This window comes from Glutamicibacter sp. ZJUTW, assembly GCF_008370855.1.
Classification (GTDB): Bacteria; Actinomycetota; Actinomycetes; order Actinomycetales; family Micrococcaceae; genus Glutamicibacter; species Glutamicibacter nicotianae.
Genome location: NZ_CP043624.1, coordinates 2,291,333 through 2,315,655, shown reverse-complemented (window position 1 = coordinate 2,315,655; position 24,323 = coordinate 2,291,333). Strand labels below are relative to the sequence as shown.

The following is a 24,323-nucleotide window of genomic DNA, read 5'->3' as shown; positions in this document are numbered from 1 at the left end:
TTGGCTAGTCCTGGGAACGCCAGTCATCCGGAAGGATGTGGTCCAGCACGTCATCCACGGTGATGGCGCCGACCAGCCGGCCCTCCTTGTTGGTCACGCCTACGCTGGTGAGGTTGTAGGTGGCCAAATGGCGAACCACTTCGGTGATATTGGCCAGATCCGACATCGGTTCCAGCTCGGTATCTAGGATATCGCCCAGCGGTTCCGGGGGAGCGGCACGCAGCAGCGCCTGGATGTGAACTTGGCCCAGATAGCGTCCGGTGGGGGTTTCCAGAGGCGGGCGCACCACATACACGGTGGAAGCCAGCGCGGGGCTCAACTCCTCCAGACGCACCGAGGCCAAAGCTTCCGCGACCGTGGATTCCGGGGTGAGGATGACCGGAACAGGGGTCATGATCGATCCGGCGGTGCCTTCGGGGTAGGCGAGCAGGCGGCGGACGTCCTTGGCCTCTTCCTCGTTCATCAGATCCAGCAGCTGGTGCTTGGTCTCTTCGCTGACTTCGGCCAGGAGGTCGGCCGCGTCATCCGGGTCCATTTCCTCAAGCACGTCCGCGGCGCGTTCGAGCCCCAGTGCGGAGAGGATTTCCACCTGCTCGCGGTCCGGGAGCTCCTGGAGCACGTCAGCCAAGCGCTCATCTTGCAGATGGGCGGCAATTTCCAGGCGTCGCTTCTCATTCATTTCGTGCAGGGCGTCGGCGAAGTCTGCGGGCTTCATCTCGTCGTGGGCTGCCACGAAGGTGTCAGCGGACTGCGGTTCGCTCTTCGAACCGTGGCTGACCTCGTCCCAGGAGACCAGCACCTTGTTGCGGCGGCGCGAACGCAGGCCCAGCAGATTGGCGGTCGGTTCGCCGCGCTGGACATAGTATTCGTTGATTTCCCAGTCGCCGCGACGGGTCTGCGCAAGGCCGATATCCTCGATGACGCCGCGGCCGGACCCGTCAGTGAAGGTGATGGTGCGGTCGAACATTTCGGCGGCCACCAGAATTTCCTGGCCGCGCTGCTGGAATCGGCGCATGTTCACCAGGCCGTTGCAGATCACCTGGTTGGCTTCCATGGACTGGATGCGGGTCATCGGAACGAAGACCCGCCGCTTGCCGGGGACCTCGACGACCAGGCCCACGCAGGCGGCGGGTTTCTTGGGGCCGCGGGAGACCACCACGACATCGCGTAAACGGCCTAGGCGGTCGCCCAAGGGGTCAAAGACATCAAGCCCGAGCAGCCGGGCGACGAAGATTTTAGACACTTGTGCGCTCACCTTCCTAGACTATCGCGTTCACGGCCTGTTCCCGGTGTGCCAAGCCACAGGCGACGCCCTGTTTCTTTCACCCACAGCGATAGTTGCTTCACAACTATGCAGGCTCACAGTAAACCCGTGCACAATATAGATATGACCTCGCCTCATGGAGTAAATTCGATTAGCACCAGCGGCCTGCCTCGTGGAGAACTGCTTGGACGTTACACCAGCTATCTCGATGCCCAGAAGCTCGTGGATTACCTGGCCGATAATGATTTCCCGGTTGCTGCGGTAAGCATCGTCGGCAACGACGTGCGCACCGTGGAGCGGGTCACCGCGAAGCTTTCCTACCCGCGCGTGGCGCTGGCCGGTGCGGCCCAGGGTGGCATGATGGGCCTGTTCGTCGGCCTGCTGCTGACGCTCTTCGGGGGCGGCGGAAACGGGCTGTACCAGATTCTCTCCGCTATCGGCCTGGGCATGGCTATCTGGATGATCGCTGGCGTGATCAGCTATTCGACCCGTCGTGGCAAGCGCGACTTCGCGTCTTCCAGCCAGTTCGTGGCCACCAGCTTCGACGTAGTGGTTGATTTCGAGCATGCGCAGGCTGCCCGCACCCTGGCCTCCAAGTTGCCTATGCGCCCGCAGCAGGCCCCGGCGCACCCAGCTTCCCAGGCCCCGCAGCAGCAGGCGCCTGCCGTCCCCGCCACGCCTCCAGCACAGCCTGCCGCGGCCGCACCGGCCAGTGGTGCGCAGCCCGCAACGGGCGCGGAGCGCAGCTCGCAGTTCCCCGACCTGCCAGATGGCCGCCCGCGCTATGGCGTGCGAGTGAACGAGGCCCAGCCAGCAGCCCCAGCGGCACAGCCGGCCAAGGAGGAAGCCCAAGCACCGGCATCCGAGGCCAAGGAAGCGCAGGACCTGTCGGAAGTCGAGCCGAAGGTTGATACCTCGCAGCAGCCGCAAGCCCAAGCCGAAGAACCTGACCAGGACTCGGCATCCCGCAAGGATTCGGAAGGCTAGGCGACAGCCGGGCACAAGCAAGGCCTGGGTGCAGTTACCACGGTAACCGCACCCAGGCCTTCGCCGTTTAACGCTGCCGGAGGATTCAGCCGCGCAGCTTAGCCATCCACGCTTCGACCTCGTCAGGCTTGCGCGGCAGGGCAACGCTCAGGTTCTCGGCGCCATCGGCGGTGACCAGAATGTCATCCTCGATGCGCACGCCCAAGCCGCGGTATTCTTCGGGGATCGCCAAATCCTCGTCCTTGAAATACAGGCCAGGTTCGATGGTGAAGACCATGCCTTCTTCCAGCTTGGCATCCAGGTACAGGTCGGCGCGTGCCTGCGCGCAATCGTGCACGTCCAGGCCCAGGTGGTGGCTGGTGCCATGCGGCATCCAGCGGCGGTGATGCTGGCCTTCTGGATCCATTGCTTCTTCCACGGAGACCGGCAACAGGCCCCACTCGGATAGGCGCTCGGCCAGGACGCGGGTAGCGATCTGGTGCAGGTCGCGGAACTTCAGCCCCGGCTTGGCCGCGGCGAACGCGGCATCGGCGGCATCCAGTACGGCCTGGTAGACCTTGCGCTGTACCTCGGTGTACTTGCCTGACACCGGCAGCGAACGGGTGATGTCCGCGGTGTACAGCGATTCGGCCTCGACACCGGCGTCCAGCAGCAGCACCTCGCCCGGCTTGACGGATCCGGTGTTGCGAATCCAGTGCAAGATGGTGGCGTTGTTGCCCGAGGCGGCGATGGTGTCATAGCCCAGCTCGTTGCCCTCAAGGCGGGCACGGGCGAAGAAGGCGCCTTCGACAACGCGTTCGCCGCGTTCGTGGGCGACGGCCTTGTCCAAGTTGCGCACCACATCTTCGAAACCGTTGATGGTTGCGGCAACCGACTTGCGCAGCTCCGCGATTTCGTATTCGTCCTTGATGAGGCGAAGCTCGGAAACGAACTCGGACAGCTCGGTATCCAGGGCGTCGCTGGCTTCCAAGTCCTGCCCGGTGTTGATGCGCGAGGTGTCCACCAGCGCCTCGATGTTCAGGTCGACTTCGCGCACCAGGCGGATGCGGATGCCGCCCAGGGCCTGCGGGCCGGAGTTCTTGGTGATCGCCATTTCCAGCTGTTCCAGCGAGTCGGTAGGCATCCCGGTGCGTGCCGACAGCGAGGAGAGGGTAGGGCGCGGGCCGACCCAGAATTCGCCGGACCGCGAGTTCAGGTAGAAGTCGGTGGTGTCGCGGCCGGCCATCGGCGCGAAGTACAGGGTGGAGACGTGGTTGGAGCCGTGCTCGCCTGCGCCGTCATCGGTTGGTTCCATGACCAGTACTGCGTCGGGCTCGTGGTCGACGCCCAGGCCGGTGAGGTGGGCGAAGGCCGAATGCGGGCGGAAGCGGTAGTCGGTGTCGTTGGAACGGACCTTGAGCGGGCCGGCCGGGATTACGATGCGTTCGCCTGTGAAGTTTTCCGAGAGCTTGGCACGACGGGCCGCCGCGTAGCTGGCAGCGGCATCCTGCTCTGGCAAGTCCGAGGTGTCCTGGGCCCACGAGGAGGCCATGAATTCCTGGAATGCCTTGGACGTTGGACGCTGGGAACGGTTGTTCACGCGGTCTTCCAACGGCTGATCAGTGCTTGGTGCAGTTGAATCTTGATTGGTCATGCTCCAAGTGTGTCACCATCAGCTGTATCCCAGCAAAGAATCAGCGCAGGGGATAACCTAGGCATATGCGAATTGACCTGCACACCCACTCCAATGTGTCCGACGGAACTGAAACTCCGTCCGAGCTGATGCGCGCAGCGTCGGCTGCCGGCCTGGATGTCGTGGCGTTGACAGATCATGACCAGACCAGCGGTTGGGGCGAAGCCGCGGCGCAGGCGCGGAAGCTGGGACTGGGGTTCGTTCCGGGCATGGAAATCACCTGCCAGGATGCCCACGGCATCAGCGTGCACCTGCTCAGCTACCTGCACGACCCCACCTACCAGCCACTGCTCGATGAGCTGGACCGCGCGCTGAACTCGCGGATCATCCGCGCCCGCCGCATTGTCGATCTGCTGGCCGAGGACTATCCGATCAGCTGGGATCTGGTGGGGGAGCATTGCCTTCCGGGCTCCACCGTTGGCCGCCCGCATATTGCCGATGCGCTGGTGACCGCGGGGGTGGTGGAGAACCGCAACGAGGCGTTCGCCAACATCCTGTCCTCGCGTTCGCGCTATTACGTGTCGCATCCAGCGGTGAATCCGGCCACTGCCGTGCAATTGGTACGGGAAGCTGGCGGCGTTCCGGTGTTCGCGCATCCCAAAGCCTCAGCCCGGGGACGGGTGGTTCCCGACTCGACCTTCTACGAGATGATCGATGCCGGTCTGGCCGGGGTTGAAGTGCACCACCGGGACAATACCGCAGAGGGGAAATCCTGGCTGCTCGAGCTGGCCGCCGAGCACGATCTGATCGTTACCGGCTCGTCGGACTACCACGGGACCGGAAAGCTGAACCGGCTCGGTGAGAATCTCACCGAGCCGGACATGCTGCAAAGAATAATCGCCGAGGGGACTGGGACTCAGGCCTCGATGTAAGTGGTGCCTTCAGGCAATCGGGCCTTCATCACCTCGATGGCTTCGACGTTCTGGTCAATCAGCACATACTGGCGTCCCAGCTTCGCCGCCACCGCACCGGTGGTACCGGAACCGGCGAAGAAGTCCAGCACCCAATCGCCGGGGCGCGAGGACGCGGCCACGATCCTGCGCAGCACGCCTTCGGGCTTCTGCGTCGGATAGCCGGTCTTTTCCTTGCCGGTAGGCGAGACGATGGTGTGCCACCAGACATCCGTGGGAAGCTTGCCCAGGGCGCGCTTCTCCGGGGTCACCAGTCCGGGAGCCATATACGGTTCGCGATCCACCTCGGCCGAATTGAAGTGGTACTTCTTCGGATCCTTCACATAGACCAGGATGGTGTCGTGCTTGGCCGGCCAGCGGCTCTTGGCACGAGCCCCATAGTCGTAAGCCCAGATCAGTTCGTTCAGGAAGCACTCCCGGCCGAAAATCCCGTCGAGCAGCACCTTCACATAATGCACCTCGCGGTAATCCAGGTGCACGTAGAGCGTGCCGTCCTCGGCCAGCAGGCGGTGGGCCTCGCGCAGCCGCGGCTCGATGAAGCTGAGGTAGTCGTCAAAGGCATCGTGATACGACCGGGCGATCCCCAGCTCGGTGTTGTACTCGCGCCCCTTGAATCCGGTGCGGTCGCCTTCGCCTTCGGCAGCGCGGACCATGGTGCGCTGGGCGCGGGTCTGCTTGCGTCCGGTGTTGAATGGCGGGTCCACGTAGATCAGGGTGAAGCTCTGATCGGGCAGGGCGCCGAGGATGGAGAGGTTGTCGCCGTGGTACACGGTATTGCCCGAGGCTGGAACGCCGGACGCGTGGGCGTCTGGTGTTCCAGCATCAGGCAAAGCTGGTTCTTCGGGTAGAGCGAGCACCGCTGGTGTGAGTTCCTTTCGGAAAAGTTGACTGGCCGATTGGACTGGGATCAGTCCTGGCCGCCTGCTTCGGTGCTGCGGGTGCGGCGGCGCGGACGGCGGCGGCGTGCCGGTGCTGCGCCCTCGGCCGCTGCCTGTTCCTCGCCGGCCACATGGGTTTCGCGGTGGCGCTCGTTTTCGCGTGCCGGACGATCCTGTTTGCCCTTGGAATGGCCGTGGCGTGCGCCGTCCTGCTCGGCACCGGAGCCCTGCCCGCCGCGCTGGCGCGTCTGCACGCCGTTCACGGTGCGGGTGCGGGTGCGCGAATTGCTGCGGCGGCGCGGGGTGCGCGCTGATTCCTCGCGGCGCGGCGAACCATCGCCCTCGGCGGCGGCAGTCTTCTTGGCACGCTGCAGCCGGCCTTTGGTGCCCTTGGGGATATCCAGGTCGGTGAAGAAGTGCGGCGACGAGGAGTAGGTTTCCACCGGCTCGGGAACGTTCAGGCCCAGCGCCTTGTTGATCAGCGACCAGCGCGGCACCGAGTCCCAGTCCACGAAGGTCACCGCGGTGCCGGTGTTGCCGGCACGTCCGGTGCGGCCCACACGGTGCAGGTAGGTGTTCTCGTCATCCGGGCACTGCAGGTTGACCACGTGGGTGACGTCATCCACGTCGATGCCGCGGGCCGCGACGTCGGTGGCGACCAGGATGTCGACCTTGCCCGAGCGGAAGGCCTTCAACGCCTGCTCGCGGGCGCCCTGGCCCAGATCGCCGTGCAGCGAACCGGCATTGAAGCCGCGGTCCACCAGCTCATCGGACAGCTTGGCAGCCGAGCGCTTGGTCTGGGTGAAGATGATGGTCTTGCCGCGGCCTTCGGCCTGCAGCAGGCGAGCGACCATCTCGTCCTTGTCCATGTTGTGCGCACGGTAGACCAGCTGGCGGATGTTGCGTTTGGTCAACGAATCGTCATCGCCCGGGTCCTGGGCGCGGATGTGCGTAGGTCGGGTCATGTAGCGGCGGGCCATGGTGATCACGGCGCCGGGCATGGTGGCCGAGAAGAGCATCGCCTGGCGTACCGGCGGCAGTGCGGCCAGGATGCGCTCGACATCCGGCAGGAAGCCGAGGTCCAGCATCTCGTCAGCCTCGTCCAGCACCACGGTGCGCACCTGCTTGAGGTTCAGCACGCGCTGGCGGTTCAGGTCGATCAGGCGGCCCGGGGTGCCCACAACCACGTCGGTGCCGGCCTTCAGCGCGGCAATCTGCTCCTCGTAGGGGCGCCCGCCGTAGATGGTGGTGATCGAGATGTTCGAGTGCTTCGAAGCCTGGGCCAGGTCGGCGCCGACCTGGATGGCCAGCTCGCGGGTCGGTGCGACGATCAAGGCCTGCGGGGCACCGGGGAATTCAAGATCCCCGTAGCCCTTGTCGCCCTCGCGGATCACGCGCTGCAGGGCAGGAATGCCGAAGCCCAGGGTCTTTCCGGTACCGGTCTTGGCCTGGCCGATGATGTCGTTGCCGCCCAGGGCAACTGGCAGGGTCAGCGCCTGGATCGGGAAGGGGTACTCGATCCCGGCTTCCGAGAGCGAAGCAACAATGTCTTCGCGAACGTTCAGATCGGCAAAACTCTGCTTGGCCGGTTCTGCGGGGGTTGGCTCGTTGTCTTGTGGTTCGGCAGCTGCGGCCGAAAGCGTCGTGTCAGTCACGATGTCCGTGTTCTCGTTTCATGCGGGCACGGCACCTGTTCCCTTCCGGCTTGCAAGAAGCCGGGAGCATGCAGGGTGCCGTACGAATCCAGCGGAGCCGATCGCTGCTTTCACGCTCGGTAGCTTGGTCAAGCACCTGCGGGATGGCGACCGCTGGGAAGTCGCCATAAAACTGTTTCATCTATCAGCCCATTGCGATCGGGCATCCTAATTGCTAATAGGCCAAGCATAGCCGGTTTTGACCGGAAACCCGGGCTTAGGAGTCCGAAGCCACGATTTCGAAGCTGATCTTGCGCACTTCGGGATCGGCCTGCACCAGCTTCACGCGCACCAGGGTGCCTGGCTGGGCGGATCCGGTAAAGGATCCGGTAATCGGTTCATCTGCCAGCTGGAGGACACCGGGACGAATCTTGCCGTCCTCTTTCTGCTCAGCGGACTTCAGCACGATGGCCTGGAATTCTTCCCCGACCCGTGTTTTGAGCACATAGGCTTCGAGCAGGTCAACGGCCGCATTGTTCACCCGGTTGGCGGCAGTGCTGCTACTGCGCATCAGCCCGGGCAGATCCTCCAACGCCGAGCTGAGCTGTGCCGGGAGCGGCTGGCCGGTGGACAGCAGGTTGCAAGTGAGCAGCACGAAGCGGTCCACGAGACGGCGCAGCGGCGCGGTGGTGTGCGCGTAGGGCGCTGCCAGTGCCGCCTGGATGAGTTCTTCCTCGGGCTGCCCATTGATGACCTGGTAGTCCGCGCCGCGGAACAGGGCGGCGGCGCGATGCATGATGACCAGCTGCTTCGGGTCGCTGACATCCAATGCATGCAGGTACTGCCCGTAGCTGAGCGATTCATCCCACGGAGTGCCGAGCAGCTGTGTTTGGGTACGGAATTCGCGCTGGTCTGCGTCGTCCGGGGCAGGCATGGTGCGCAAGATGCCCACGCCGGCTTTGAGCATGATGCGGGCCGCGGCAATGCCGGTGAGCAGGGAAATCTGCGCGTTGTGGCCTTCCAGCGGCAGGGGAGTGCGGCTGACCAGCTTGTAGCCCTCGCCTGTTTCTTCAATTTCCTGATCCGGCAAGTTCAAGGAGGCGCCGCCGCGCAGTTGCTCTTGGCGCAGGCGGGCCGCGCCGATTTCGGCGAGCAGCTCGAGCTGCTCATCGGGTTCTCCCGAATCCAGCCGGGCCTGGGCCGAGGCGTAGTCCAGCTGCGCCCTGGAACGGATGCGCGCGCGGTTCAGTTCGACCTTGCCGAGGGCGCCATCGGCGTCCAGGGAAATTTTCCAGTGGAATGCCGGTCGTTCCTTGCCCGGCAGCAGCGAGCCCTGGTCCTCGGAGATCAGCGGCGGGTGCAAGGTGATCTTGCGGTGCGGCAGATAGTAGGTCTGGCCGCGTTGGCGGGCCACCGCATCAAGCTGGCCGCCCAGGGCAACGAAGGCTGGCACGTCGGCGATGGCGTAGTGCACTGTGTAGCCGTCGCCGTGCCGTTCAAGGAACATCGCCTGGTCGAGATCGGTGGCGCCGGGTGGATCAATGGTGAAGAAGGGGATGCCGGTCGCGTCCTGGTCGGGGAGCTGCAATTGGGCTACCGCCTGCTCTGCGGCTTCCAAAGTCTGCTCGTCGAAAGGTGCCGGCACCTCGAACTCCGCTTCCAGGCCGAGCAGCAGCTGGGCCAGCGAGTTGGCGGGAACCGGGCGGGGGCTTCGGATTCTTCGTTCAGTCACACCCAAGGAATATCACGACTCGGTGACTCGAATCACTATTTGGGCAAAGAAATAGCCGGTTTCGCATTCGGGCGAAACCGGCCACCAGCTGCCAAGGCGGGGCCTTGGCGAGCTGCAAGCGCTACTGTGCGAAGCCGACGCGGCGCACTTCTTCCGGGCCAACCTCAACGTAGGCGATGCCAGCGGAAGGCACCAATACCTCGCGGCCCTTTGGATCCTTCAGTGCCAGAACGGTTCCGTCGGCGATAGCCTTCGCTACCAGCTCGTTGACTTCGGCGTTGCTCAGCTCGGAGTCAAGCACTACTTCGCGGGCTACATTCTGAATGCCAATGCGGATTTCCATGTTTGTCGCAGATCCTCTCGAACGAAATAGGTGTCCCGTGTGGGGCCTCTGGTCACTAATTTAGCTAGTTTTCCTTCGGGAACTGCGAAATTCCGCGCCAAGCTAAACGGGAGATCAGCTCGACTGCTGCCTCCTGGTCCACCGAGGACTCGCTGGTGGCCCAATAGCGAGCCGAAACCTGCGAGAGCCCGGCCAGTGCGCGGCCTGCCAGCAGGCCTTCGTCCTCGCTCATATCGGTATCCTCGACGACGACGCGGGCGATGGAGGAAGCCAGCGAGCTGTTAAACTGCTCGATGCGATGGGCGATCAGCGGATCGGAGAGGACATCGGATTCGAAGATCAGGCGGTAGGCCTGGGATTCGCCCTTGATGTAGCTGTAGTACGTGTTGATGGTGGCGAAGACACGTTCGCGGTTGTCATTCGTGGAGCGGATCGCTTCATCGAGCTGCCGGCTGAAGTCGGCCAGGTGGGAATCGAGCAAGGCGAGATACAGTTCGCGCTTGCCGGGGAAGTGCTGGTAGAGGACCGGCTTGGAGACCAAGGCGACTTCAGCAATTTCGTCCATCGACGCGCCATGATAGCCGTGGGCCACGAAAACCTGGTGCGCTGCCTGCAGCAACTGGCGCCGACGCGCTTCACGTGGCATCCGTTGGGGGCGGGTGCCTTTGATATTTTCGAGTTCCGTCATGTCGAATGGGGCCTTTCCAGCTGCAGAGTGATCAGCTCCCAAGTCATCGAAGGAATTGTCGGGAGAGTAATCTACTTGGAAGTAGTATTCCATGCTTCTGTGCGGAAAGTGGAAAAAACCGACGGGAAATCAGATTTTCTACGCTGATTTGACTTCAGGCGCGGCAGGGCAGTTGCCCTGGGCCTGCAGTGGTTCCGATTTCTCGGCAACGGGCTGGTCAAGTTCCAAGCCGTAGAGGGTTTCCAAGGCCGCGACATACTCGCTGGTGCGGCCTTCGCCTGCCAGCTCGCGGGCGCGCATGGTCGGCACGTGCAGCAGCTGGCGCACCATGCGGCGCATGGCGAGTTCCACTTCCTCGGCGGCGGCGCTGCAGCCGTGCTGTGCGCGGACCTTGGCGATTTCCGCATCCAATACGGTCTTGGTGTGCTGGCGCAGGGCGACAATCGCGAAGTCGGCTTCGCGTTCCCGCTGGGCTGCGGCGAACTCAGCGGTGGCCTTCTTGACGATCCGGCTCGCCGCGTGGACGGCCATCGCCTGTTCGGTCGGGGCAGCCATGCGCACCGATTCCAAGGTAATCAGCTCGACATCCGGCAGTTCCACCAGGGTCGGGTCGAAGTCGTGGGTGAGCGCCATGTCGATGGCGATCAGCGGGTGGTTCTTCACCCGCAGGGCTTCGAGCTCTTCGCGGGCCAGCTGGTGCCCGCCTCCGGAGCAGCCCACGATGATGTCGGCTTCGCGAAGGGCCTGCGGCAGCAATTCGTCGTTCAACGGGAATCCGCCGCGCTTGGCGGTGAAATCTGCGGCGCGTCCCGAATGCGAGTAGACCGAGATGCGCTGGACCCCGCGTTCCTTGAGCAACGCCATCGTGGCGCCAGCGTAGGAACCGGTGCCAAAGAGCACGACGTCCTGTTCGGACCAGTCGCTGGCTTCATCGCGTAGCTCTTCGGCCAGATCGAGGGCTACCGAAACCACGGACTTGCCCTGGGTGCCGAGGTTGGTGTTCGAACCGACATCCTTGGCTGCGCGGGTGGCGTTCTGGAACAGCCGGGTGAGGTTGCTGGTCGTGGTCTTCTCCTGCTGCGCCTGGGTCAGGGCGCGACGCACCTGCCCAGCGATTTCGCGTTCGCCGACCACGGCAGAGTCCAGGCCGGCGCCGACGGAGAAGAGGTGCTCGATGACCGGGTCGCCTTCCAGCGTGGTCAGGCGGCGGGACAGGAATTCGGGGGAGAGGCCTGCGTTGGCGGCCAGCTCGTTGACCAGATGTTCCGCTGCATCCTCCGCATGGTCCACGTCTGCGTAGACCTCGAAGCGGTTGCACGTAGCAAGCACGACGGCACCATTGATAACTGCCGATCCGTTAACGGAGGCAGCTGCCAGCCCATCGGCCGAAGCACTGATCTGTGCCACGGTCTCCAGATCGAGCTGCGAATGCGATGCGACAAGAGATAAGAAAACCACAGTGACCCCAGAATAGGCCGGAAAATACCGGCAGACAACGCAGGTGTGCCTAATATGGCATGGTTCCGTGGGGTTAGTTTGCTCACCTTCACCTGCGGGCGAACGCCGTAAATGGGCTTTTAATCCCAAGACTTGGCAGAATTGGGGCATGACCCTGTCGCAGAACCATCCGATGCTTGATGGACGTACCCAAGATTCCGCTTTGATCCAAGCCTTGACCGGCAAGAAGCCTTCGCATCACCCGGTGTGGTTCATGCGCCAGGCCGGCCGCTCGCTGCCTGAGTACCTGAAGCTGCGCGAAGGGGTGAGCATGCTCGACTCCTGCCTGGATCCAGCCATGGCCAGCGAGATCACCCTGCAGCCGGTGCGCCGCCACAAGGTGGACGCTGGCATCTTCTTCTCGGACATCGTCATCCCGCTGCGCCTGGCAGGCATCGGCGTGGACATCGTGCCAGGAGTCGGCCCGGTGCTGGACACCCCGATCCGCACCATGGAACAGGTCGCGGCGCTTCCCGAGCTGACCGACGAGTCGCTGGAACCGATCCGCGAAGCGGTGCGCCTGACCGTAGCAGAGCTGGGCAAGACCCCGCTGATCGGTTTCGCCGGTGCCCCGTTCACCGTGGCCGCCTACATGGTCGAGGGCAAGCCGAGCCGCGACCACCTGGGCCCGCGCACCATGATGCACACCGATGCGGAGGTCTGGGACGGGCTGATGACCTGGGCAGCTAACGCCTCGGGCCAGTTCCTGCGCGCGCAGGTCGAGGCCGGCGCCTCGGCCGCCCAGCTCTTCGACTCGTGGGCCGGGTCGCTGTCGCTGCCGGACTACCAGAAGCATGTCGCCCCGTACTCGGTGAAGTCCCTGGACTACGTCCGCGATCTGGGCGTGCCGCTGATCCACTTCGGCACCGGCACCGGCGAGCTGCTGACCGCGATGCGCGATGCCGGCGTGGATACAGTCGGCGTGGATTACCGCATCCCGCTTGCAACGGCGATCGAGCGTTTGGGCCAGGACGTTTCGGTACAGGGCAATATCGACCCGGCACTGCTGGCAGCCCCATGGGAAGTCCTCGAAGCGCACGTGCGCGAGGTGGTTGCGGCCGGCAAGAAGGCCCGCGGCCACGTGGTGAACCTGGGCCACGGTGTTCCCCCGACCACCGACCCAACCGTGCTGACCCGTGTGGTCGAGCTCATTCACTCGCTGTAATTCAACAGGTCTAAGCTAGGTTTAACGCCGTGTCCCACTGGCCCTCGACGCCACGGCCAGCGGGACAGGGCCTCGGCATATCGTGAAGGTGGAAGGTGCAAGGCACGTGAGCAAGGAACAACGCAATGTGCGCGCAGGGGAATCAGCGCAAGCCACCGGTGCATCCAAGCCGCGACGGGATATTGCCAACGATGCCGCGGCGCACGCCTTGCGCCTGCTGGAAAAGGTGCGCAGCGCCAGCGAAGCACGCCTAGCGAAAACCGGATCAGCGGACCAGGCTGAGAAGCCATCGGCACCGCATGCGGTAGTGGTCGGCGGCGGCATCGCCGGGCTGGTCGCTGCCCGTGAGCTTCGCCAGACCGGACACGAAGTAACCGTGCTGGAAGCAACCGGTACCTTCGGCGGCTGCGTGCGCACGACCGAAGTCGCCGGGCTGGCCATCGATGCCGGCGCGGAATCCTTCGCGCTGCGCGGAGGCATTGTTGCCTCCTACCTCGACGAGCTGGAGTTGGGCGGGCAGATTGCCAAGACCTCAGGTGCGCGGGCCTGGCTCGTCCAGGGCGAGGAGCAGGACATCCTGGCCCACCCGATGCCTGAAACCGCCTTGCTGGGCATCCCGGGCAATGTGCGCACCGACGAGGTGCGCTCGATCATCGGCCGGCCCGCCACCGTGCGCGCCGCGGCGGACCTGATCACTCCGATGAACAAGAAGTGGGCTACCGAGCCGCTGTCCATTGCCGAGGTGGTCCGTTCCCGCATGGGCCAGGCGGTGCTGGACCAGCTGGTGGCCCCGGTCGTCAACGGGGTCTATTCCACCGACCCCGCCAAGATTTCCATTGACGCCGCTGCCCCTGGCCTGCGCCAAGCGATGCTGGAGACCGGTTCGCTGGCTCGCGCCGTCACCAAGCTGCAGGAATCGGCGCCGGCAGGCTCCCGGGTCGCCGGCCTGAACGGCGGCATGTACACCATGGTCGAAGCCCTGGTTTCCCAGCTGGGGGAGGCAGGCGTGGCGCTGGTGCGCAATTCGCCGGTCACCGCGGTGCGCCACGACGGGCAGTCGCCAACCCCGTACACGGTGAGCACCCTGGGCCAGGAACTGCACGCGGACCGGCTCGTCCTGGCAACGCCCGCGGCGTCGGCACTTGCGCTGCTGAACCCGCTGCTGGCACCCGAAGACCAGCTGGCCAGCGAAGGCGGCGACAACGCCATCGCCTTGGCGATCCTGGTGGTCGACAAGCCCGAACTCGACGACGCCCCGCGCGGTTCCGGCGTGCTGGTCTCCAAGGGAGCCCCGCTGACTGCCAAGGCGCTGACCCACTCCACGGCCAAGTGGCCATGGCTGGCGGACGAGGCAGGGCCCGGCACCCACGTGCTGCGCCTGTCCTTCGGGCGCATCGGCGAACATGATGCACTGGTCGAATCCGGGGATGACTCGGCTCTCATCGAACAGGCAATCAAAGACGCTTCAAAGATTCTCGGTGTTCAATTGCATCTTGATGATGTCTTGGGAAGCACCGTTTCACGCTTCAGCGACATGGTTCCGCTGCAAGGCCAAGCCGCTGCCGCGCGCCGTGGCCAGCTGCAGCGCAGCCTGTCGGACTTCGAAGGGCTCGATGTGGTTGGCGCATGGATCGCCGGCACCGGATTGGCACGAGTGATCAGCCAAGCCCGCAGTGCCGTCGCGATCAGCGCCCGCTAACCGCGCCCGGGACAACCAACCTGGACTTTTGTCCGAAACCAGATCAAGGAGAATATCAAGTGAGCAACGCACCGGAGCATAATTCCCCAGTTATTCGCGAACGCGAAAACGCAGGAGAAAACCCGACGTTCTTCTACACTCTCTGGACCATTTTCAAGCGTTCCGACATCGTTGAGCGTTCCGAGGCGGCTGCCGCTGAATTCGATGCACTGGTCTCCGAGCTGGCCGCCGAAGGCGCCACCGTCCGCGGCATCTACGACGTATCGGCCATGCGCGAAGACGCCGACCTGATGGTCTGGGTGCACGGGCCATCGGCCCAGCTGCTCCAGGCTTCGATGCGCAAGATCCGCCGTTCGGCCCTGCTAGAAGGCACCGAGATCGTGTACTCCACCATGGCCGTGCACCGCGAAGCTGAATTCGCCAAGGACCACTCGCCCGCGTTCGCCCGCGGGGTGGCCGCCAAGGAATGGATGACCGTCTACCCGTTCGTCCGCTCCACCGAGTGGTACACCCTGGACCCGGCGGCCCGCGGCAAGATGCTGCGCGACCACGGCATCCTGGGCCGCGAATTCCCCAACGTGCTGGCCAACACCGTGGCCGCGTTCTCCTTCGGCGACTACGAATGGCAGATCTGCCTGGAAGCTGATGACATGATCGACCTGGTCGACATGATGCGCCACCTGCGCTACACCGAGGCCCGCCACCACGTGCGTGAGGAGACTCCGTTCTACACCGGCCGCCGCATTTCGGCAGCCGAAGCGCTCGAGGTGCTGAAGTGAGCCAGGCCTTCGATCCCCGCGAGGGATATGACAGCAACGGCCAGATGATTCCCAAGGCCTACGAGGCCATCCTGCTGGCATCCTTCGGCGGCCCGGAGGGGCAGGATGATGTCATCCCGTTCCTGCGCAAGGTCACCGCGGGCCGCGGCATCCCGGATGAGCGGCTGGAAGAAGTGGCGGTGCACTACCGCAAGAATGGCGGCGTCTCGCCCATCAACGCGCAGAACCGCGCGCTGAAGGCAGCGCTGGAAGCCGAATTGGCCGACCGCGGCATCGACCTGCCGATCTACTGGGGCAACCGCAACTGGCATCCGTTCATCGACGACACGCTCAAGCAGCTGGCAGCCGACGGCCACCGCAAGGTGCTGCTCATGGGCACCGGCGCATACTCCGGCTACTCGGCCTGCCGCCAGTACCGCGAGGATGCCGGCATGGGCCTGGTCAACACCGGCCTGGACGGCGTGGTGGAAGTGGACAAGCTGCGCCAGTTCTTCGACACCCCTGCCTTCATTGCTCCTTTTGTGGATTCCTTGCGCACCTCGCTGGCCAACGTGCGCGCCCAGCTGGCCGAAACAGGCAAGGAAGACGGGGCGATCAAGATCGTCTTCGTCACCCACTCCATTCCGATGTCCGATGCCGAGGCCGCTGGGCCCGAAGGCATCCGGGGCGAGGGATACGAGAATCTCTACACCCGCCAGCACCAGGCCGTAGCCAACGGCATCCTGTCCCAGGTGGAAGAAGCCCAGGGACTGGAGCACAGCCTTGTCTACCAGTCCCGCTCCGGGGCACCGCATGTGCCATGGCTGGAACCGGATATCAACGACGCGCTGGAAGAAGATGCCGCAGCCGGCATCGCCGGTGTCGTGGTGGTGCCCATCGGCTTCATCTCCGATCACATGGAAGTCATGTGGGATCTGGATACCGAAGCCAAGGACACCTGCGCGGAACTGGGCCTGGCCTTTGACCGCGTCGCCACCCCGGGCACCCACCCCGGGTTCATCTCCGGCCTGGTCGACTTGGTCGAAGAACGCCTCGCCGGTCCCGACGGCAAGGCCTTGCGCGCAGGACGCGCCTCGGTGGTCGAGGGCGGCCCATGGTTCGACGTCTGCCGTCCAGGCTGCTGCGAAAAGCGCGCGCTGGATGGAACCCTGCGCCCGACCATCGGCGCCGTCGACTCGGAAGTAGGTGTGCCGGCACCATGAGCGAAGCATTCCGCGTAGGAACCCGCGGCAGCGCGCTGGCAACCACCCAGACCGGGTGGGCCGCCCAGCAGCTGGCCGAGATCTCGGGCCTGGAGGTGCAGACCGTGCTGGTCAAGACCGAAGGCGATGTGGTGACCGGTTCGCTGGCCACCCTCGGCGGCACCGGGGTCTTCGCCGCCGCGTTGCGCCAGCACCTCCTGGATTCCGGGTGCGACCTGGCCGTGCACTCGCTCAAGGACCTGCCCACCGCGCAGCCCGAGGGCCTGGTGCTGGCCGCCATCCCGCCGCGCGAGGACGTGCGCGATGCGTTGTGCTCGCGCGACTCGCTGGGCTTGGACCAGCTGCCGCAGGGCGCGAAGGTCGGTACGGGTTCGCCGCGCCGCGCCGCCCAGCTGCTGGCCTACCGCAGCGATTTGCAGATTGTCGATATCCGCGGCAATGTCCCCACCCGCTTGGGACGAGTCAAGGGTGTCGGGGAGACCTTGGATGACGGCAGCGTGGGACGCAGCACCCAGGGCGACCTGGACGCGGTGATCCTGGCGGCAGCCGGCATGCGCCGGTTGGGCTTGGAGAAGCACATCACCGAGTACCTGGATCCTGCCATCATGCTGCCGGCCCCGGGGCAGGGCGCGTTGGCGCTGGAAACCCGTACCGCCGGCTCCGGCCACAAGTCACTGGATGCGGCGTTGACGCAGTTCGACGATGCCGCCACCCGCATGCAGGTCGAGGCCGAACGCGCGCTGCTGGCTGAACTGGAAGCCGGGTGCGCCGCCCCGATTGGCGCCTTGGCGCATATCGAGGGCGATGAGCTGGTCCTCGAAGCTGTGGCCTGCAACCCCGATGGCTCGCAGACCATGCGCCGCAGCGCCCGCACCGCGGCCAGCTCTGTTCAATCGGCGCAGCAGCTGGGCCGTTCGCTGGCGCAGTCGATGATCGCTGACGGCGCGGCCGTCGTCGCCGGACTGGCCTAGTCCCAGCTGATGGCCTACCAAGCACTGATCCTGCGCAACCCGGCACGCGCCGCGGCCACCGTGCAGGAATTCGAGCAGCTGGGTATCACCTCAAGGTGTGCCCAGCTGATCGATACCGTCTGGCCCGAGGACCGCAGCCAGCTGCACCGCATGGGCGAAGAACTGGTGGCCGGCCGCTTCAGCTGGCTGGTGTTCACCTCGGTGAATACGGTCCATGTTGTTGCACAGGTGCTGGATGGCCGGCAGCTTCCCGCAGATCTGCGGATTGCCTCGGTAGGCCAGAAGACCACCGGCGCAATTGCCCGGCTGCTGGGCCGGTCGGTGCACTTCCAGCCGGCCGAGCAGTCTGCGGCCGGGATGGTGGCCGAATGGCGCCTGGAAGCAGGGGCGCGGATCTGCTATCCGCATGGGGACCTGGCCAGTTCCACGCTGGCTGACGGGCTGGCCGAGCATCCGGTCGAGGTCAGCGAATGCATCGCCTATGAAACCGTTGATGCCGGCCGTGGCGGCCAGCCGGTCACCGAAGCAGTGGCCGCCCCGGGGATCAAGATCCTTCCGGCGGAGCAGATCGGTGCCACACTGGAAGAGCTGGACCTGGTGGTCTTTTCGGCCCCGAGCGTGGTTCGCCGCTTCATCCAGCTGGCAGGCAGCCGCTTGCCGTCCCGGACGCAGGCCATCGCCATCGGCAAGCCGACGGCCGCGGCCATGGAACGCGCCGGGCTGCCCGTGCATGCGATTTCCGCGCAGCCCACGCCGCAGGGCCTGGCCCGTGCGGCCCAAGATTTGCTCCGGCGCACCGGTCCTTCCGGTGCCGCGGAGCGTACCGCAGAATAAGAAGTTATTGAGAACTGGAGAAAGAGGAGCCATGGGTTTCCCCCAGCATCGCCCGCGCCGGTTGCGGCAGAATCCTGCGATCCGCCGTCTGGTGGCCGAAAACGAGCTTTCGGCCCGGCAGCTGATCCTACCCGCCTTCGTGCGCGAAGGGCTGAGCCAGCCCAACGAGATCACTTCCATGCCTGGGGTCTACCAGCACACCATGGATTCGCTGAAGGCGGCCGCCAGCAACGCGGCCGAACTCGGGCTGGGCGGCATCATGCTCTTCGGCATCCCCGAGGAACGCGATGAGAACGGCTCGGCCGGAATCGACCCGCAGGGCATCCTGAACCAGGGCATCGCCGCGGTGCGCGCCGAAGTGGGGGACGAACTGGTGGTCATGTCCGACGTGTGCCTGGATGAATTCACCTCGCACGGCCACTGCGGCGTGCTCGACGAGCACGGCATCGTGGACAATGACGCCACCCTTGAAATCTATGGCCAGATGGCCGTGGCGCAGGCCGAGGCCGGCGCCCACATGCTGGGTCCCTCGGGCATGATGGACGGCCAGATCGGCGTCATCCGCCAGGCCCTGGACACTGCCGGACGCCAGGACGTCTCGATTCTCGCCTACAGCGCCAAGTACGCCAGCGCCTTCTACGGCCCCTTCCGCGAAGCCGTGGACTCCCAGCTGGTGGGGGACCGCCGGACCTACCAGATGGATTCGGCCAACCGGAGCGAAGCAGTGCTGGAAGCAGAGCTCGATATTGCCGAGGGAGCCGACATGATCATGGTCAAGCCGGCCATGAGCTACCTGGACATCGTGCGCGACATTGCCGATATCTCCCCGGTTCCCGTTTCCGCCTACCAGATTTCCGGCGAGTACTCGATGATCGAGGCCGCCGCGGCCAACGGCTGGATCGACCGCAAGGCCTCCGTGCTCGAATCGCTGCTGTCGATCAGGCGCGCCGGTGCCCAGCAGATCCTCACCTACTACGCAGCCGAAGTTGCCGGCTGGCTCAAGGAAGGCAAGTAATAAATGTCGAACTCTGAAAAGCTCTTCGCCGAGGCCCGCGAGGTCATGCCCGGCGGCGTGAATTCCCCGGTGCGTGCCTTCGGCTCGGTCGGCGGCGTTCCACCGTTCATGGTCGGCGCCAAGGGCGCCTACCTGAGAGACGCCGACGGCAAGGAATATGTCGACCTGGTCTGCTCGTGGGGTCCGGCACTGCTGGGCCACGCCCACCCGGAAATCCAGGCAGCCGTGCACGCGGCCGTGGACCGCGGCCTGTCCTTCGGCGCATCCACCCCGGATGAGGCCAAGCTCGGCGCGCTGATCAAGTCCCGCATGGGCGGGGTGGACCGCGTACGCATGGTCTCCACCGGCACCGAAGCCACCATGACCGCGGTGCGCCTGGCCCGTGGCTACACCGGCCGCGACCTGGTCATCAAGTTCTCCGGCTGCTACCACGGCCACCTCGACGGCCTGCTGGCCGACGCCGGCTCAGGTGTTGCCACCCTGGCCCTGCCGGGTTCCGCCGGGGTCACCGCAGCCACGGCGGCAGAAACCCTGGTCCTGCCCTACAACGACCGATCGGCCATCGAGGCGGCCTTCGCGGAGCACGGTGCGAACATCGCCGCGGTGATCACCGAATCGGCTCCGTGCAACATGGGAGTTGTCGTTCCCGAAGACGGCTTCAACAAGTTCCTGAAGGAAACCACCGCCAAGCACGGCGCGCTGCTGATCCTCGACGAGGTGCTTACCGGCTTCCGCGCATCTTCCTCGGGCTACTGGGGTTTGACCGGAAAGGAAGAGGGCTGGAACGCAGACCTCTACACCTTCGGCAAGGTCATCGGTGGCGGCCTGCCTACCGCTGCCTTAGGCGGACGTGCCGAGGTCATGGACTACCTCGCTCCGCTGGGCCCGGTCTACCAGGCAGGCACCCTGTCGGGCAACCCGGTGGCCATGGCAGCCGGCATCGCCCAGCTGACCCACGCCACCGAGGACGTCTACGCGCACCTGACCAAGCAGTCCGAGGCGCTGCAGACCGCGATCACCGAGTCCTTCAACGCCGCAGGCCTGGATCACTCGATCCAGCGCGCAGGCACCTTGTTCTCGGTAGCCTTCGGCACCTCTGAAAAGGGCGTGCACAACTACGCCGATGCGCAGGGACAGGAAGCGTTCCGCTACGCACCGTTCTTCCACTCGATGCTGGACTCCGGTATCTACCTGCCGCCCAGCGTCTTCGAGGCATGGTTCGTCTCGGCAGCCCATGATGATGCAGCGATGGAGAAGATCTTCGCTGCCCTTCCAGCAGCGGCCCAAGCTGCTGCGGCCGCTACGGCTTGATCGCAGTCACTGGAACAAAAGGCTAGGCCTGGCAGGCACCGCACGGTGCTTGCCAGGCCTAGCTTTTTGATTACTGCTGTTCCATCCCGGACAACGGCGGGAAACGCGACTGCCCGAGCTCCTTGCAAGGAACTCGGGCAGTCGCGGATCACGCAGGGGCTACGCCCCGTGGCTGGAAAACCGGATTAGAAAGCGGCGATAACGCTGCCGTCGGTCCAGGTCTTCTCGATGTAGTCGCGGACCTCATCGGAGTGCAGCAGCTCTTCGAGCTTCGCAATTGCAGGAGTTTCTTCGCCGTCGCGCCAGGTCAGGAAGTTGGCGTTCGGATTGTTCTCGCCGGATTCCTGGGCAAGAATTTCGTCCTTGTTCAGCTTCGCCTGGACGATGTAGTTGCCGTTGATAACTGCCAGGCCGATGGAGTCATCGGACTTGTAATACTGGACGACCTGCTCTGCGTTGGCGTCAGTGATTTCCAAGTTCAGCGGGTTCTTGTCCTTGTTGCCATTCACGGTCAGCAGGGAGTCGTCATCGCTGAGGTTCTGCAGCAGGCCAGCTTCTTCCAGTACACGCATGCCGCGGATCTGGTTCACCGGGTCGTTGTTCAGCAGCACCTTGGTGCCCTCGGCGACATCCTTCGGGTCCTGGAACTTCTTCGAGAAGACGGTCATCGGTTCCACGTGCACGCCCGCGCCGTGCGCGAACTCGTAGCCCTTTTCCTTCATTTCGGTAGCCAGGTAGGCCTCGGTCTGGAAGTAGTTGGCATCCAGCGAGCCGTCGGCAAGTCCGGTGTTCGGCGTGACGTAGTCGTCGATTTCCATGACGTCCAGGTCGATGCCGGCATCCTTGGCCAAATTCTCATCGATGAAGTTCAGGATGTCTGCCTGCGGGACCGGGCTGGCGCCCACCTTGATCACCGTAGGGTTTGCTGGATCCAAGGTAGCTGCGGTGTCTGCAGTTGGTTCGCTGCTGCCGCAAGCGGCCAGGGCGAATGCAGTGGCAACACCGGTGATGGCGAGTGCGAGTTTCTTGCGCATAACTTGTCTTTCCTTAGGTAGAGCCGTGAGGCACAATGCGAGTGGTTGGCCGTGTCCTCAGCGATTCGACGGCTCCGCCGGATCAACCGGCGGAAGTTCTAATTAGCGGTGATCAACCTTGCGGGCAATGGCATCGCCGATTACTTGCACCAGCTGGACCATGATCACGATAATCACGATGGTCGCAAGCATGATGGGCATGTTGTAGCGGACGTAGCCGTAGTTGTAGGCCAGACGGCCCAAGCCGCCGCCGCCTACGAGGCCGGCCATGGCGGAGTAGCCGATCAGGGTCACCATGGTGGTGGTGACCGCCGAGATGATGCCGGGCATGGCTTCCGGAACCAGGACCTTGCGAATGGTTTGCAGCTTCGTTGAGCCCATGACCAGGGCAGCATCGACCTTGCCGCTATTGACATCGCGCAGGGCGGTTTCCACCAGGCGGGCAAAGAACGGGATGGTGCCGATAGTCAATGACACGGAGGCGGCGATCGGGCCCAGCGCGGTGCCGATGAGCATCGCGGCGAATGGGATCAGGGCAACCATCAGGATGGCGAACGGGATGGAACGGGTGATGTTCACGATCACCGTGGAGAGAATCGCGTTCAACCAGCGCACGGGCGCCAGTCCGCCCTTGCCGGTCACATGCAGCAAAATGCCCAGCAGCAGACCGATGACGACGGTGATCACACCAGAAATCACGACCATCTGCAGGGTTTCGACGGTCGCTTGGCCAACGGCCTTGAGCACGGTGGGGGTGAAGAAATCCATTGCTTACTTGGCTCCCTTCACGGTAACGGCGATGCCGCTGGACTTCAAGTAGTTCACGATTGCCTCCAGGTCCGCGTCGGGAGCCAGTTGCAGGCGCAAGTGCGCGTACTGCTGCTGGCCGAGCTGCTCAACGGATCCAGCCAAGACATTGACATCGGTGTTGAACATGCGCGAAATGGAAGAGATGACTGGTTGGGTCGCCTGGTCGCCGGTGTAGAGCAGATCGAGGATCGGGCCCTCACCGTCCACGCGTGGTGCATCGCCCGGAAGCGGGAGCAAAGTGGAAGCCAGGCTTCCTGCGGCGTTGGTAATGACCTGCTCGATGTTGCCGTGCTCCACGATCTTGCCGGCTTCAAGCAGCGAGACGGAATCGCAGGCCTGCTTCACGACATGCATTTCGTGGGTAATGATCAGCACGGTGATGTTCAACCGATCGCGCAGCTTCTTGACCAAATCGAGAATTTCGTCGGTGGTCTTCGGATCCAGTGCACTGGTCGGCTCATCGCAGAGCAGGACATCCGGATCGGTTGCCAGCGCCCGGGCGATGCCCACGCGCTGGCGCTGGCCACCGGATAGCTGGGATGGGTAGCCCTTGGCGAACTTGGACAGTCCCACGAGCTCCAGCAGTTCGGCGACCTTTGCGTCGATTTCCGCCTTGGGCGTGCCGACAAGCTCTAGCGGGTAGGCCACGTTCTGCTCGGTGGTGCGCGAATCGAAGAGGTTCGCGTGCTGGAACACCATGCCAATTCGACGCCGCGCGTTCCGCAACTCGTCGGGGCTGACGTTGGTCAGCTCCTTGCCGTTCACGGCGACGGTCCCGGAGGTGGGCTGGTCGAGCAAGGTCAAGCAGCGGACGAGAGTGGATTTACCCGCTCCGGAATGTCCGACAATGCCATGAATTTTCCCGGTAGGGACTTCAAGGCTGACACCATCAAGGGCAACAACATCTTTGCCGTCTTGCTGGTAGACCTTGCGCAGGTCACTAACTGTGATCACTAGGCGTGTTCCTTCAGATTCTCATAGGGTGTAGAGAGTACCCTCTATTGAATCACTATCGAACAAAATCGCCCGAATCAAGGGAAAACCGCGGTCAAGATTCTTAGTATGAGGACTTAGTAGGCAAGCCTTCGAATATAATTTGCTGAATTATGACAGAAAATGAACGATTGACTTCCGCATAGTGGTCCTCGCGCCCAGCGTGACCTATGTGAAATGGCGCACAGGAAGCAGGATCTCTCGAGGTTACGATTCCGTGATGGGCCACGCACCATCGACGACAGCTTCGGGCTTCGTCTTGCGCAGGTACTTCTGGAAACTTTCGGCCTGCTCTTTCGCCCAGCCAATCTGCCAGCCGTGCAGCACCATCGGATCCACTTGCAGCTGCGGGTAGCGTTCTCCCAATTGGCGGGCAACCTCCACGCAGGCGATGGCATCAGCCAGAGACGTGTGCGCGTTTTCAAGGACTACACCGTAGAACTCGCACGCCGCGGCCAGGGTGCGCTTGCCCTTGCGGAATTTGTCGACCTGCTTGTCAATGATGAACGGATCGATGACATTGCCCGGGAAGAACGGTTCAAGGTCGTAGCGAACGGCTTCGCTATAGAGGACCGAAAAATCATAGGAAGCGTTGAATGCAACAATCGGCGCTTGCTCAGAGGCGAACTTCAGCAAATTCAAGATCTCCTGCACCGACTGTTTCGCCGGAGAGCCTTCAGCACGAGCTTTCTCGGTAGAGATTCCGTGAACCGCCGCTGCAGCCTCCGGGATCTCGACCCCGGGGTTCACCAGCCACTCGCGGTTGTTCACCACCTTGCCCTCAGCGTCGAGCAGCACCACCGAAGCGGTCACGATGCGAGCCGTATTGGTATCAACGCCAGTAGTTTCCAGATCAAAGCCAATTGCCAGGCCCTTATGCCATTCAGTCATGGATACAACGCTA

22 protein-coding genes are annotated in these 24,323 nt (G+C 64.0%); 10 read left to right on the top strand and 12 right to left on the bottom strand.

Translation table 11 applies throughout. The features are described from left to right. Positions 1-4: 4 nt before the first annotated feature. On the bottom strand, positions 5-1,255 hold the full coding sequence (locus F0M17_RS10830) for a magnesium transporter MgtE N-terminal domain-containing protein (RefSeq protein ID WP_038990601.1): 1,251 nt from the start codon (positions 1,253-1,255) through the stop codon (positions 5-7). A gap of 117 nt (positions 1,256-1,372) precedes the next feature. Here F0M17_RS10830 and F0M17_RS10825 point away from each other — a divergent pair, with 117 nt between their 5' ends. Further along, positions 1,373-2,251, top strand: coding sequence for a general stress protein (locus tag F0M17_RS10825; RefSeq protein WP_208644098.1), 879 nt, complete (start codon positions 1,373-1,375; stop codon positions 2,249-2,251). Between the two features lie 85 nt (positions 2,252-2,336). Here the strand turns inward: F0M17_RS10825 and F0M17_RS10820 are convergent, their stop codons facing one another. Next, a complete protein-coding gene (locus tag F0M17_RS10820) occupies positions 2,337-3,884 on the bottom strand; it encodes an aminopeptidase P family protein (protein ID WP_121867064.1) in 1,548 nt (515 codons plus the stop codon). Positions 3,885-3,949: 65 nt separating this feature from the next. On the opposite strand from F0M17_RS10820, the gene F0M17_RS10815 reads away from it, so the two are divergent. Then, positions 3,950-4,795 (top strand): PHP domain-containing protein, encoded by an 846-nt coding sequence (locus tag F0M17_RS10815; RefSeq protein WP_149597101.1) that lies wholly within the window; start codon positions 3,950-3,952, stop codon positions 4,793-4,795. Here the strand turns inward: F0M17_RS10815 and F0M17_RS10810 are convergent. From F0M17_RS10810 to F0M17_RS10785, 6 genes are all read right to left on the bottom strand, one after another. Continuing rightward, on the bottom strand, positions 4,780-5,664 hold the full coding sequence (locus tag F0M17_RS10810; RefSeq protein WP_052253645.1) for a site-specific DNA-methyltransferase: 885 nt from the start codon (positions 5,662-5,664) through the stop codon (positions 4,780-4,782). The genes F0M17_RS10815 and F0M17_RS10810 overlap by 16 nt on opposite strands. A 77-nt stretch (positions 5,665-5,741) precedes the next feature. Next, on the bottom strand, positions 5,742-7,367 hold the full coding sequence (locus tag F0M17_RS10805; protein WP_038990597.1) for a DEAD/DEAH box helicase: 1,626 nt from the start codon (positions 7,365-7,367) through the stop codon (positions 5,742-5,744). A gap of 256 nt (positions 7,368-7,623) precedes the next feature. Beyond that, positions 7,624-9,078 carry an RNB domain-containing ribonuclease gene (locus tag F0M17_RS10800; RefSeq protein ID WP_149597100.1) on the bottom strand — a complete coding sequence of 485 codons (1,455 nt, stop codon included), beginning with the start codon at positions 9,076-9,078 and terminating at the stop codon, positions 7,624-7,626. 121 nt (positions 9,079-9,199) lie between these two features. Continuing rightward, a complete protein-coding gene (locus tag F0M17_RS10795; RefSeq protein ID WP_038990596.1) occupies positions 9,200-9,421 on the bottom strand; it encodes a DUF3107 domain-containing protein in 222 nt (73 codons plus the stop codon). 64 nt (positions 9,422-9,485) lie between these two features. Further along, complete coding sequence (locus F0M17_RS10790) at positions 9,486-10,109, bottom strand: TetR/AcrR family transcriptional regulator (RefSeq protein ID WP_052253668.1); 624 nt, start codon at positions 10,107-10,109, stop codon at positions 9,486-9,488. 138 nt (positions 10,110-10,247) lie between these two features. Further along, complete coding sequence (locus F0M17_RS10785) at positions 10,248-11,567, bottom strand: glutamyl-tRNA reductase (RefSeq protein WP_073705973.1); 1,320 nt, start codon at positions 11,565-11,567, stop codon at positions 10,248-10,250. 148 nt (positions 11,568-11,715) lie between these two features. On the opposite strand from F0M17_RS10785, the gene hemE reads away from it, so the two are divergent. From hemE to hemL, 8 genes are all read left to right on the top strand, one after another. Then, positions 11,716-12,771 (top strand): uroporphyrinogen decarboxylase, encoded by a 1,056-nt coding sequence (hemE, locus tag F0M17_RS10780; protein WP_073705974.1) that lies wholly within the window; start codon positions 11,716-11,718, stop codon positions 12,769-12,771. An 82-nt stretch (positions 12,772-12,853) separates the two neighbouring features. Next, positions 12,854-14,470: a protoporphyrinogen oxidase gene (gene hemG, locus F0M17_RS10775; RefSeq protein WP_371737245.1), complete on the top strand. Its 1,617-nt coding sequence runs from the start codon at positions 12,854-12,856 to the stop codon at positions 14,468-14,470. Between the two features lie 92 nt (positions 14,471-14,562). Beyond that, a complete protein-coding gene (gene hemQ, locus F0M17_RS10770) occupies positions 14,563-15,249 on the top strand; it encodes a hydrogen peroxide-dependent heme synthase (protein ID WP_073706427.1) in 687 nt (228 codons plus the stop codon). Beyond that, the gene (locus tag F0M17_RS10765) at positions 15,246-16,451 is read left to right on the top strand and encodes a ferrochelatase (RefSeq protein WP_083586585.1); all 1,206 of its coding nucleotides are present in this window, start codon (positions 15,246-15,248) and stop codon (positions 16,449-16,451) included. The genes hemQ and F0M17_RS10765 overlap by 4 nt, the downstream gene beginning before the upstream one ends. Continuing rightward, positions 16,448-17,422 carry a hydroxymethylbilane synthase gene (hemC, locus tag F0M17_RS10760; protein ID WP_149597099.1) on the top strand — a complete coding sequence of 325 codons (975 nt, stop codon included), beginning with the start codon at positions 16,448-16,450 and terminating at the stop codon, positions 17,420-17,422. Before F0M17_RS10765 ends, hemC begins: the two co-directional genes overlap by 4 nt. Positions 17,423-17,431: 9 nt before the next feature. Then, positions 17,432-18,256, top strand: a complete 825-nt coding sequence (locus F0M17_RS10755; protein WP_073705976.1) for a uroporphyrinogen-III synthase — start codon at positions 17,432-17,434, stop codon at positions 18,254-18,256. 31 nt (positions 18,257-18,287) lie between these two features. Continuing rightward, a complete protein-coding gene (gene hemB / locus F0M17_RS10750; RefSeq protein ID WP_038990587.1) occupies positions 18,288-19,271 on the top strand; it encodes a porphobilinogen synthase in 984 nt (327 codons plus the stop codon). Between the two features lie 3 nt (positions 19,272-19,274). Beyond that, a complete protein-coding gene (gene hemL, locus F0M17_RS10745; RefSeq protein WP_038990586.1) occupies positions 19,275-20,582 on the top strand; it encodes a glutamate-1-semialdehyde 2,1-aminomutase in 1,308 nt (435 codons plus the stop codon). A 185-nt stretch (positions 20,583-20,767) separates the two neighbouring features. Here the strand turns inward: hemL and F0M17_RS10740 are convergent, their stop codons facing one another. The 4 genes from F0M17_RS10740 to F0M17_RS10725 form a co-directional block, all read right to left on the bottom strand. After that, complete coding sequence (locus tag F0M17_RS10740; protein WP_038990585.1) at positions 20,768-21,616, bottom strand: MetQ/NlpA family ABC transporter substrate-binding protein; 849 nt, start codon at positions 21,614-21,616, stop codon at positions 20,768-20,770. Between the two features lie 102 nt (positions 21,617-21,718). Next, entirely contained in the window at positions 21,719-22,384 is a 666-nt protein-coding gene (locus F0M17_RS10735) for a methionine ABC transporter permease (protein ID WP_073705979.1), read from the bottom strand. 3 nt (positions 22,385-22,387) lie between these two features. Next, complete coding sequence (locus tag F0M17_RS10730) at positions 22,388-23,380, bottom strand: methionine ABC transporter ATP-binding protein (RefSeq protein WP_038990582.1); 993 nt, start codon at positions 23,378-23,380, stop codon at positions 22,388-22,390. A gap of 246 nt (positions 23,381-23,626) precedes the next feature. Then, positions 23,627-24,310 carry a 3'-5' exonuclease gene (locus tag F0M17_RS10725; protein WP_038990580.1) on the bottom strand — a complete coding sequence of 228 codons (684 nt, stop codon included), beginning with the start codon at positions 24,308-24,310 and terminating at the stop codon, positions 23,627-23,629. Positions 24,311-24,323 lie beyond the last annotated feature (13 nt).